We start from the raw sequence: 11,613 nt of genomic DNA on the forward strand, positions 1-11,613 counted from the left end.
TTTTCAACATAAAAGCGCATCACCGTAGGTGTTCCACACATTTGCAAAATGTTTCATGCACCTAATAATGATGGCTAGCTTCACGGGTTAGCCCTTCGGAAATTAGATAAATCGTACCTATTGCGCTCTACGATGCTCAGTTGCATGGGACTCTTAGGGATTCATCCCTTAGAGCCCCAGTACAAGGTGACCGTAGGGAACGTTGCGTGGACAGATTTCCTAAATTTCTTTCAGGGCTGAACGAACCCGTTCAGCTTTTCTTAGCCTTTATTCTTTTGTGCCAGTTGTTGGATCACTTGTGGGAAAATCCGGTGCTCCACTTGATGGATACGGGTCTCCAAAGTCTCCAGCGTATCCTCCGGAAGGATCGCCACTTTTTCTTGGGCGATGATCGGGCCGGTATCGACCCCCTCATCGACGAAATGGACGGTGACGCCGGTCTCCGGAACGCCTGCTTCGAAGGCATCCTGGATGCCATGCCGACCCGGGAAATCCGGCAGCAAGGACGGGTGGATATTGACGATGCGGTCGGCGTAGGCCGATAGCAAAGTCGGTCCGACAATCCGCATATAGCCGGCCAAGACAACCAAGTCGACATTTTCTTCAGCCAGATGCTTCAAAATTTCATTTTCGTAGGCGACCCGATCCGCGAAGCCTTTCGGCGTAAAGGAAATCACCGGGATATTGTGTTGTTTGGCGCGCTCGATCGCATATGCTTTCGGCTTGTCGCAGAACAGGAAAGCGATCGTCGCATCCACTTCGCCTGACGCGATGGCTTCGGCGATGGCTTGAAAATTCGAGCCGTTTCCTGAAGCAAAGACAGCTATCCTCATGCTTGAGCCTCTTTCAGGATAACCTCTTTTTCTGATGTTTTTGCAGCCACGGATCCGATCACGTAGGCTTTTTCATCGTTCTCGGTTAGAACGCCGAGCACTTCCGTCAAGTTTTCAGGAGAGACCGCCAGCACCATACCGATGCCCATGTTGAAGATTTCGTACATTTCAAGAGCCGGAATCTTGCCGATTTTTTCCATCACTTGGAAGATCGGCAAGACAGGCCAGCTGCCTAATTTGATTTCCGCTTGGACGCTCTCAGGAAGCATGCGCGGTACGTTTTCGACGAAGCCGCCGCCTGTGATATGGGCAACACCATGCAGCAGTTGTTTTTTGATCAACGGCAACAGGGCATTCACGTAGATTCTTGTAGGCGTCAATAAAACGTCGCCCAATTCTTGGTCTTCGATGCCTTCAACCTTGTCGGCCAATTTGTAGTCATTGTCCTTGAAGAAGATTTTGCGCACCAAGGAGTAGCCGTTCGAATGGATGCCTGATGAAGGCAAACCAACCAGCACATCGCCTTCTTTGATCAAGGCAGGTGTCAACAAAGCATCTTTTTCCGCAATGCCTACCGTAAATCCGGCCAGATCGAAATCTTCCGGATCGTACATATCGGGCATTTCAGCTGTTTCTCCGCCGATCAGGGCAGCTCCGGCCTGGACGCAGCCTTCAGCTACGCCAGCAACGATCTGTTCCAATTTTTCCGGACGGTTTTTGCCGACAGCTACATAATCCAAGAAATAAAGAGGTTCTGCGCCTTGCGCTACGACATCGTTGACGCACATTGCGACACAATCGATCCCGATCGTATCGAATTTTCCGGCTTCGATGGCCAGCATCAGCTTCGTGCCGACACCGTCCGTACCCGATACAAGTACAGGTTTTTTATAATTCAATTCAGAAAGGTCAAAGTTTCCGCCGAATCCGCCGACTTCGCCAAAAACGCCTGGACGTTTTGTGCGGTCGATGTGTTTCTTGATGCGGCTGACTGTTTCATAACCGGCTGTGACATCCACACCCGCTTTTGCATATGCGTTTTCCATCAAGCTTGCCCTCCCTTTAGATTCTCTTTTTGAATAGCTGTCATATTGTTCACGTAATCCGCTTCATAGTCGTATAGCCCAGTAGGATAGTCCCCGTTGAAGCTGTCCATGCATAAGCCTGAATACGGCATATCAAATTTCAAACCGATTGAATCGATCAGACCCTCTTGGCTAAGGAAAGCCAAGCTGTCCGCACCGATGTATGCACAAATTTCATCAACGGTCATTTTAGCAGCGATCAGTTCAGCTGACTTGCTGATGTCGATGCCGTAAAAACTCGGGTAGATCAAAGGTGGGGAAGAGATGCGGACATGCACTTCTTTGGCTCCCGCTTCTTTCAATAACGTCACGATGCGTTTGCTGGTCGTCCCGCGCACGATGGAATCATCCACCATGACGACGCTCTTGCCTTGGACAACCCCTTTTACGGCGGACAACTTCATTTTTACGCCCAATTCGCGCAGTTCCTGCGTCGGTTGGATGAACGTACGTCCGACATATTGGTTCTTGATCAAGCCCATTTCGTAAGGCGTTCCGCTTTCTTCCGCAAATCCGCTCGCTGCGGACAAGGAAGAGTTGGGCACACCGATAACGATATCGGCTGTCACTGCAGGTGCTTCGATGGCCAAACGCGTTCCCATCCGCTTGCGTGCAGTATGCACATTCACGCCGGCAATATTGGAATCCGGACGCGCGAAGTAGATATACTCCATCGCAGCGATGGAGATGGTTGTATCGTCGGTATATTTTTCGATTGTCAAGCCGTTGTCGTCAATGATCGCCAGTTCGCCGGCGTTGACGTTGCGGACAAAATCCGCGCCGATCGTATCGATGGCACACGTTTCGCTGGCCATCACATACGCGCCATTCGGCAATTGGCCGATGACAAGCGGACGGAATGAATTCGGATCGACGGCACCGAACATTTTCTCTTCGGTCAAAAGGATATAAGTGAAGCCGCCTTTAACCTGATTCAGGCTCTCTTTGATCTTTTCGATCAGGCTGTCTTTCTGGCTGCGTCTGATCAGATGCATCAGAACTTCCGTATCCGAAGTCGAATGGAAGATGGCGCCGTTTTCCTCAAGATTGCGTCGCAATGATTTGGCATTCACCAAGTTGCCGTTGTGGCAAATGGCGATGTCCATATCATAGAAATGGTACAAAAACGGCTGCACATTCTCGATGCTGTTCTGTCCGGAAGTCGAGTAACGCACATGCCCGATGGCACGGTTCCCTGTCAATCTTTGCAGATCCGCTTCGTCCTTGAACACTTCGCTGATCAGACCAAGATTACGGTGAACCAACAGTTTTCCTTCATCACATGAAACTATCCCTGCACCCTCTTGTCCACGGTGCTGCAAGCTGTGCAAACCGAAGTAAGTCAACTGGCTGGCATTGTCGTCTCCCCAAATGCCGAATACGCCACATTCTTCGTTTAAGCTTTTTGTTTCAGCAAGCATGGAATAGCCTCCTCCCATTTCGTTTGTACTTCTTTAATATCCAAAGTGATTGTTTCGTTCGCGGCAGCGATTTTTGCGACAGCGGCAGCAGTCACGGTTCCGATTTGCGCAGCAGCTGATCCGAAGATCGCTTCCACAGCGGCAACATTTTCAGGTTTTACGGTCAGGATGAAGCGTGATTGCGTTTCGCTGAACAGCAATGTTTTATCCATAGCAACCGTCACATCGAAGCCTAGACCGGTGTCAAAGACGCTCTCCATCAAGCCGACAGCCAAGCCGCCTTCTGATAGGTCATGCGCGCTTGCGATCAGACCCGCTTTGATTGCTTTCAGCACATTCGCTTGGTTCTCTTTTTCGACAGCCAAGTCAAAGTCCATCAATTTGCCTTCGATTTTGCCCAATTCCATTTTTTGCAGTTCGGAACCGTTGAAATCAGCTTTGGTTTCGCCGATCAGAATGATATGGTCGCCTGCAGCTTTGAAGGCTTGCGTTGTGATGTGTGCAAGATCCTCGATCAAGCCGACCATACCGATCATCGGTGTCGGATAAACGGCCACACCGTCTGTTTCGTTGTAAAGGGAAACGTTCCCTGAGATGACAGGCGTATCCAATTGGCGGCAAGCTTCAGAGATGCCGTCCGCGGAAGTGCTTAATTCCCAGAAAATTTCTGGTTTATCAGGGTTTCCGTAGTTCAAGCAGTCTGTGATCGCCAATGGTTTCCCTCCGCTGGCAACGATATTGCGGGCAGCTTCAGCGACAGCAATCTGTCCGCCGATTTCCGGGTTCAAATACAGGTAACGGCCGTTGCAGTCCGTTGTCATTGCGATCGCTTTTTTGGTGTCGCGGACGCGGACAACTGCAGCATCGCTTCCTGGGCCTACGACCGTGCTGGTGCGGACCATGGAATCATATGTATCATAGACGCTCTTCTTGGAAGCTAAAGTCGCTTGTTGCAATAAAGCCACTAAGGTGTCCTGCGCCGATGTGAAGACAGGTTTGTAGTCTTCCATAGCTGCGAATGCAGCGATGCGGGCAGGCACTGCAGTCGGTTTGTAGTAGACCGGTGCATCTTCAGCCAAAGCGTCAACCGGAAGTTCAGCCACCACTTTGCCTGCATGGGATAGACGGTACATGCCATCATCGGTAACTTCACCGATTACGACTGCATCCAATTCATATTTTTTGAACAGGTCGACAATGCGTTGCTCTTCGCCCTTCTTGATGCACAAAAGCATACGCTCCTGTGACTCGGAAAGCATCATTTCGTAAGGTGTCATTTCTGTTTCGCGCTGCGGAACGTCATCAAGGTTCAACAACAAGCCGCTGCCTGCTTTTGAAGCCATTTCCGAGCTGGAAGAGACCAAACCGGCAGCACCCATATCCTGGATACCGATCAAAGCGTCGGAGTAGTCATAAATGCATTCCAAACAAGCTTCCATCAGTAATTTTTCCATGAACGGATCGCCCACTTGGACAGCTGAACGCTGCGCTTCTTCCTCTTCCTTGAATTCTTCGGAAGCGAAAGTAGCGCCATGGATGCCATCGCGGCCGGTTTTTGCACCCACGTACATGATCGAGTTGCCGACTCCGGCAGCTTGGCCTTTTTGCATATCTTTTTGATCGATCAAGCCGACGCACATTGCGTTGACTAACGGATTGCCTTTGTAGCAAGGGTCGAAGACCGTTTCCCCGCCGACAGTCGGAATACCGATACAGTTGCCGTAACCGCTGATACCGGCAACGACTTCTTCGAAGATGTGTTTCGTACGCTCATTGTCCAATTCGCCGAAACGCAAAGAGTCCAGGATCGCAATCGGGCGTGCGCCCATGCTGAAGATGTCACGGATGATTCCGCCGACACCGGTAGCTGCACCTTCATAAGGCTCGACAGCTGATGGGTGGTTGTGGCTTTCCGCTTTGAAAACGACAGCTTGGCCGTCGCCGATATCCACGATACCAGCGCCTTCGCCAGGTCCTTGCAACACTTGCGGGCCGGTAGTAGGGAATTTTCTCAGGACTGGTTTTGAATTTTTATAAGAACAGTGTTCGCTCCACATAACGGCAAACAGGCCAGTTTCAGTATAATTCGGCAAACGATGCAAAATTTTATCGCAGATTGTACCGTACTCTTCGTCTGTCAGACCCCATTCACGATAAATTTTGGATTCTTTTACTTGTTCTGGCGTTGGTTCTAAAAATGCCATTATTTGTTCAGCTCCTTCTTATAATTTTCAACCATGGATTGGAACAAGCGCAGACCGTCAGCCGATCCCAGCAAAGCTTCGACAGCACGCTCCGGGTGAGGCATCATGCCGAGGACGTTGCCTTTTTTGTTGATGATGCCAGCGATGTCTTCGATGCTTCCATTCGGGTTACCGTTGGCATAAGTGAATACGATTTGGTTGTTGGCTTTCAGGTCAGCCAAAGTCTCTTCATCGCAGAAGTAGTTTCCTTCACCGTGCGCGATCGGAACAGAGATGATTTCGTCTTCTTTATAGAGGGAAGTGAATTGCGTATCGGCATTCACGACTTTGAGATCCTGCGGTTTGCAGACGAACTTCAAAGTATCATTGCGGCGCAAAGCACCAGGCAATAAGCCGGCTTCAGCCAAAATCTGGAATCCGTTGCAAGTGCCGAATACAGGCTTGCCTTCTTCAGCGAAACGGACGACTTCGCTCATGATGTTCGCAAAGCGGGCAATCGCACCAGTACGCAAGTAGTCGCCATAAGTGAATCCGCCGGGCAATAGGACAGCATCGAAACCTTCAAGGCTTGTTTCATAATGTTGCACATACTCTGCATCTTCTCCAAGAATATCTTTGATGGCTGCATACATATCTAAATCACAGTTCGAGCCAGGAAAAACGATGACAGCGAATTTCATTAAGCTTCAACCTCCTGGATTTCATAACGGTAAGTTTCCATGACCACGTTCGCCAGCAATTTGTCGCAGATCTCTTCGATGACTTGTTCAACGTTCTCTTCATCTTTGGAAACTTGGATTTCGAAATATTTCCCGATGCGGATATCTTCGATCGTCGGGTAACCCATACGGTGGACGGCACCCTTCACGGCTTCCCCTTGCGGATCCAATACTGAGTCTTTATACGTTACATACACGGTTACTTTATACATGTCCAAATTCCTCGCTTTTGTTTTTTTATTTTTTGTTTTTTTTTAGTTGGTTTTGTTCCGGTTGGCTTACATTTTGTTCAGGCGGTCCAGCACTTCCACGTAGACCGGAATCAGATCTCCCAAGTCACGGCGGTAGATGTCTTTGTCCAAATGTTCATTCGTTTCGAGATCCCAAAGGCGGCATGTATCCGGTGAAATTTCATCAGCCAGGATGATTTCTCCCTCAGCTGTCTTGCCGAATTCGATTTTGAAATCGATCAGGCGGATGCCGATTGCCTTGAACATCTCGATCAAGGCTGCATTGATCTTCAGCGCTTGCTGCTTGATTTCGGCAACTTCTTCTTCAGTCGCTGCTCCGAGAACTTGTACGTGGGCATCATTGATGAAAGGATCATTGAGCGCGTCGTCTTTGTAGTAGAATTCCAAAACAGGGAACGGCAAGTCGATGCCTTCCTCCATGCCGAAACGTTTCGCGAAGCTTCCAGCGGCTACATTGCGGACAACCACTTCCAATGGGAACATATTGACTCTTTTCACTGATTGTTCGGTTTCTGATAGTTCTTGGATGTAATGGCTCGCGATACCCTTTTCAGCCAGATACTCGAAGATGCGGCCGGTGATCTGGTTATTGAGTCTGCCTTTCCCCTCGATAGTATCCTTCTTTATGCCGTTTAATGCCGTAGCTTGATTTAGGTACTCGGCCCAAAGAACATTCTCCTGATCTGTAGCATACATCTTTTTAGCTTTCCCAGTATAAAGCAATTCTTTTCTTTCCATCTTCCCCGTCCCTTTCCAAAACCGAACATTAATTTATAAAAACGCCTTATTCATTCGTTTATATTGTATCATCTGCCCTCTACTTGTCAATGGCATTTTCATGAAAATTGAAATAATTCCCGGTTTTTCCTCAGTGCCTTTCAGTCATCCGGTGAACAGAAAAAGGCCGGAACCGTAGTCCCAGCCTTTCCATTAGTCTCCTAAACCAAGTCTTGCGAATACTTCGTCGACGTGACTCAAGTGATAGTTATAGTTGAAGGCATCTTCGATGTCTTCTTTCGTTAATTTTGCCATGATCGCTTCGTCCGCTTCCACCAATGGACGGAAATCGGTCTGATTATCCCATGAAAGGGCAGTCTTCGGCTGTACCAAGTCATAAGCTTCTTCACGGCTCATACCTTTGTCGATCAATTTCAACAGAACGCGTTGGCTATAGATCAATCCGAACGTGGCATTCATGTTGCGGAGCATATTCTCAGGGAACACAGTCAAGTTCTTGATGATGTTCCCAAAACGATTCAACTGATAGTTCAACAATGTCGTTGCGTCCGGAAGGATGATCCGTTCCGCTGAAGAGTGGGAAATGTCGCGTTCATGCCATAAGCCTACATTCTCGTAAGCAGTTACCATGTAACCGCGGATGACGCGGGCAAGGCCAACCATATTTTCGGAACCGATCGGGTTGCGCTTGTGCGGCATAGCGGAAGAACCTTTTTGGCCTTTCGCGAAGAATTCTTCCACTTCGCGGGTTTCCGATTTCTGCAGTCCGCGGATTTCAGTTGCGAAACGCTCGATGCTTGTCGCGATCAAAGCGATCGTTGCCATATATTCGGCATGCAGATCGCGCGGAAGAACCTGCGTCGAAATTTCTTGCGGTCTTATACCTAATTTTTCACAGACGTACTCCTCCACGAATGGCGGGATGTTTGCGAAAGTGCCTACTGCACCGCTTATTTTTCCGGCTTCAACGCCTTTTGCTGCGTGTTCAAAACGCTCGATGTTGCGTTTCATTTCTGAATACATCGTAGCCAGTTTCAAGCCGAATGTCGTAGGTTCTGCATGTACACCATGCGTACGACCCATGCAGACAGTCTTTTTGTGTTCTTTTGCCTTGTTGCCGATGATTTCCAGCATATTCTGCAGATCCTTGCGCAGGATATCATTAGCTTGCTTTAATTGGTAACCGTAGGCAGTATCGACCACATCGGTACTCGTAAGGCCATAGTGGACCCATTTTCTTTCTTCTCCCAAAGATTCGGAAACGGCGCGTGTGAACGCCACTACATCATGTCTGGTCTCTTTTTCGATTTCAAGGATACGGTCGATGTCAAAAGTTGCATTCGCGCGGATTTTAGCCACGTCTTCCGCAGGGATTTCACCTAGGGCAGCCCAAGCTTCATCAGCCAGGATTTCGACCTCCAGCCAGCATTTGTAACGATTGTATTCGGACCAAATCTCGGCCATCTCAGGGCGTGTATAACGTGTAAGCATTTTAAATTGTTCCTCCGTTCCAGATTCGGGTATTGTCTATTTCTGTTAAGGTTGCTTCTTGATCATCCGTCAAAATGGTGATATGGCCCATTTTTCTGTCTGTGCGCGATTCCGCTTTGCCGTAGTAATGGAATGACCAATCCGCTTTTTCTTCCCGCAGCGCGATTGTGCCTTCCATATGCTGTCCCAAGATATTTACCATGATGGCAGGCGACAATTGGCGCGCTGTCGGCATTGGCAATCCGGCGACTGCTTGGATATGGGCATCAAATTGAGAAACGTTCATTGCCTCGATTGTGTAATGGCCAGAATTATGCGGACGCGGCGCCAACTCATTGATGAAGATCGTATCATCCGCAGCCAGGAACATTTCGATGCCCAGCGTACCTACCAACTGCAGCGCATCGGCGATTTGATGAGCCGCCTTATTGGCCTTTTCGGCTACACCTGGCGTGACGCGGGCCGGTACGATCGATTCGTGCAGAATATTATTGATGTGGATATTTTCGGAAACCGGGAATACCGTAGCTTCACCTTTTTGATTGCGTACGATCATGACCGAAAGTTCTTTCGTGAACGGAACCCAAGCCTCCAAAACGCAGATGCTGTCCGCTGCCAGTTTCATGGCTTCCGCTTTGTCCGCTTCCGATTTCAGGACAACCTGTCCCTTACCATCATACCCGAAACGGGTCGTTTTTAAAACACTCGGATAACCGATTTTAGCGATGGCCGCATCCAATTGTTCCGCATTTTCCACTACCGCGAATTGCGCAATCGATACACCGGCGGATTGAAGGAATTCCTTCTCCTTGATGCGGTCCTGCGTGATCGTCAAAATTCCGCTGCCTTGCGGAATGCTGGACAGTGTTTCCACTTCCTGCAGCGCTACTGCATCGATGTTCTCAAATTCGAATGTCACGACATCGGATTTTTCGGCCAATTGACGTAATGCCACTGCATCAGCGTATGCCGCCTGGATGTGCCAATCCGCAACTTGGGCTGCCGGGCAATTTTCTCCCGGATCCAAAATTCCGACAGTGAATCCCATCCGCTTCGCAGACTGTGCCAGCATACGTCCTAATTGTCCCCCGCCGATGATACCGATTACGTCGTTCGGTTTCAGTATTTTATACAAGTTCTTCACTACTTTCCAATACTTTTTGTTTTAAATCTTCCCGTCTCTTTTCCAATCGATCGGCCAAATCCTGATTTTCGATCGAAAGGATCTGCACGGCCAGCAGACCGGCATTGATTGCCCCTGCTTTACCGATTGCTACCGTCGCAACCGGAACGCCGCCGGGCATCTGGACGATGGACAACAAAGAATCCATTCCGCTCAAAGCGCGCGATTGGACCGGAACACCGATGACCGGAAGCGTCGTTTTCGCGGCAATCATGCCCGGAAGGTGCGCTGCGCCACCCGCACCGGCAATGATGACTTTCGTTCCCGCAGCCCGTGCTTGCTCAGCAAAAGTGAACATCAGATCAGGCGTCCGGTGTGCCGAAACGACTTTCTTTTCATAAGCAATACCGAATTCATCCAGTATTATGCAAGCTTCTTTCATAGTTTCCCAATCAGAAGTACTACCCATTACTACAGAAACAACCGTATTCATCCATTTTCCCCCATTATCGATTTTTCATTTTTAATATAGCACATCACCTGCAATTATTCCAAACAATTTTGGATAATTCATACCTGTTCGTTCGGAAATAATCTATTTTTTTTCAAAAGAGAAGAAATAATGACCTCATTTCACATTAAAAAAGTGAAAATTTTTCACCATAAATAGCAACAATATGATAAAATAACGATATGCAAACCCTTACAAATTAAAATAATGCTGATTCTCTTTTTATTTCCGTGGTTATAATATAGAATAAACGGGAATAATATTATTAAACACGATTATTTCAACTTATTTATTTTATTTCCAATAAACCCATCCACTTACAGAAGGAGTGATGATTATGAATAAATTCTTTGATATCTATATGGATTTGAGAAAAAAAATCGAACATGCTGAATTCGAAACAGGATCTCTGTTGCCCAGCGAAAAAACACTTTCGGACCACTATCATGTTTCGCGGGAAACAATCAGAAAGGCTTTGGCCCTGTTGCTGGAAGGTGGCTATATCCAAAAGAAACAAGGTAAAGGTTCCATTGTACTTGACATCAGACGCTTCAATTTCCCTGTTTCCGGGCTTACCAGTTTTAAAGAGCTTCAAGACTCACAACAAATCCCAAATGAAACAATCGTCATCAAAAATAAACTAGAGACGCTTCCGGAGTTCCTTGCAGAAAATCTGAAGATAGATCCAGGCCGCGAAGTAATTTCCCTTGTCCGGCTTCGCAAGATTGCCGGGGAAGTTGTCATCATGGACAAAGACTATCTCTTCCATGATATCGTCGAACAAATCCCTTCCGAAGCTGCTGAAAATTCCATTTATGCGTATTTGGAGAATGAACTTGGTCTGAATATCGCTTATGCCAAAAAGGAATTCGTTGTGGAGCCTGCGACACGGGAAGATCACAAACTGATGAATTTAAAAGATGACACGCATATTGTTGTCGTAAAGAGCGAAGTCTATCTGGAGGATACGCGTCTTTTCCAGTACACCGAGTCTCGCCATCGTTTGGATCGCTTCCGCTTCGTCGAATTCGCCCGCAGAAAACACAGCCTATAAAAGAAAAGCGGGACAAGCCCACTTTGCCTCGAAAGAAATTTAGGAAATCTGGCCTCGCAACGTTCCCTGCGGTCACCTTGTACTGGGAGTCTAAGGGATGAATCCCTAAGACTCCCATGCAAATGAGCATCGTAGAGCGCAATGGGTCAGATTTATCTAATTTCCGAGAGGCAGGCTTGGACC

At 48.1% G+C, this 11,613-nt stretch carries 11 protein-coding genes; 1 reads left to right on the plus strand and 10 read right to left on the minus strand.

The annotated features are described in order from the left end of the window. Nucleotides 1-260 precede the first annotated feature (260 nt). The 10 genes from purN to purE all read right to left on the minus strand — a co-directional run bounded on the left by purN (nt 261) and on the right by purE (nt 10,358). Nucleotides 261-833, minus strand: coding sequence for a phosphoribosylglycinamide formyltransferase (purN, locus tag TES5_RS11345; protein WP_068562108.1), 573 nt, complete (start codon nt 831-833; stop codon nt 261-263). Next, the gene (purM, locus tag TES5_RS11350; RefSeq protein WP_068562109.1) at nt 830-1,879 is read right to left on the minus strand and encodes a phosphoribosylformylglycinamidine cyclo-ligase; all 1,050 of its coding nucleotides are present in this window, start codon (nt 1,877-1,879) and stop codon (nt 830-832) included. Before purM ends, purN begins: the two co-directional genes overlap by 4 nt. Beyond that, nucleotides 1,879-3,339, minus strand: coding sequence for an amidophosphoribosyltransferase (gene purF / locus TES5_RS11355; RefSeq protein ID WP_068562110.1), 1,461 nt, complete (start codon nt 3,337-3,339; stop codon nt 1,879-1,881). Before purF ends, purM begins: the two co-directional genes overlap by 1 nt. Beyond that, nucleotides 3,315-5,543 carry a phosphoribosylformylglycinamidine synthase subunit PurL gene (gene purL / locus TES5_RS11360; RefSeq protein WP_068562111.1) on the minus strand — a complete coding sequence of 743 codons (2,229 nt, stop codon included), beginning with the start codon at nt 5,541-5,543 and terminating at the stop codon, nt 3,315-3,317. The genes purF and purL overlap by 25 nt, the downstream gene beginning before the upstream one ends. Then, complete coding sequence (gene purQ, locus TES5_RS11365; protein ID WP_068562112.1) at nt 5,543-6,223, minus strand: phosphoribosylformylglycinamidine synthase subunit PurQ; 681 nt, start codon at nt 6,221-6,223, stop codon at nt 5,543-5,545. The genes purL and purQ overlap by 1 nt, the downstream gene beginning before the upstream one ends. Next, nucleotides 6,223-6,474 (minus strand): phosphoribosylformylglycinamidine synthase subunit PurS, encoded by a 252-nt coding sequence (gene purS / locus TES5_RS11370; protein WP_068562113.1) that lies wholly within the window; start codon nt 6,472-6,474, stop codon nt 6,223-6,225. The genes purQ and purS overlap by 1 nt, the downstream gene beginning before the upstream one ends. A gap of 66 nt (nt 6,475-6,540) precedes the next feature. Continuing rightward, nucleotides 6,541-7,251: a phosphoribosylaminoimidazolesuccinocarboxamide synthase gene (gene purC / locus TES5_RS11375; RefSeq protein ID WP_068562114.1), complete on the minus strand. Its 711-nt coding sequence runs from the start codon at nt 7,249-7,251 to the stop codon at nt 6,541-6,543. Between the two features lie 192 nt (nt 7,252-7,443). After that, nucleotides 7,444-8,742: an adenylosuccinate lyase gene (gene purB, locus TES5_RS11380; protein ID WP_068562115.1), complete on the minus strand. Its 1,299-nt coding sequence runs from the start codon at nt 8,740-8,742 to the stop codon at nt 7,444-7,446. A 1-nt stretch (nt 8,743) separates the two neighbouring features. Beyond that, nucleotides 8,744-9,886, minus strand: coding sequence for a 5-(carboxyamino)imidazole ribonucleotide synthase (gene purK / locus TES5_RS11385; RefSeq protein ID WP_068562116.1), 1,143 nt, complete (start codon nt 9,884-9,886; stop codon nt 8,744-8,746). Beyond that, a complete protein-coding gene (gene purE, locus TES5_RS11390; protein WP_068562117.1) occupies nt 9,870-10,358 on the minus strand; it encodes a 5-(carboxyamino)imidazole ribonucleotide mutase in 489 nt (162 codons plus the stop codon). Before purE ends, purK begins: the two co-directional genes overlap by 17 nt. Nucleotides 10,359-10,713: 355 nt before the next feature. Between purE and treR the strand changes: the two genes are divergently transcribed. Next, nucleotides 10,714-11,430 (plus strand): trehalose operon repressor, encoded by a 717-nt coding sequence (gene treR, locus TES5_RS11395; protein WP_068562118.1) that lies wholly within the window; start codon nt 10,714-10,716, stop codon nt 11,428-11,430. Nucleotides 11,431-11,613: the final 183 nt, after the last annotated feature.

The organism is Trichococcus sp. ES5, assembly GCF_900067165.1.
Lineage (GTDB): Bacteria > Bacillota > Bacilli > Lactobacillales > Aerococcaceae > Trichococcus > Trichococcus flocculiformis.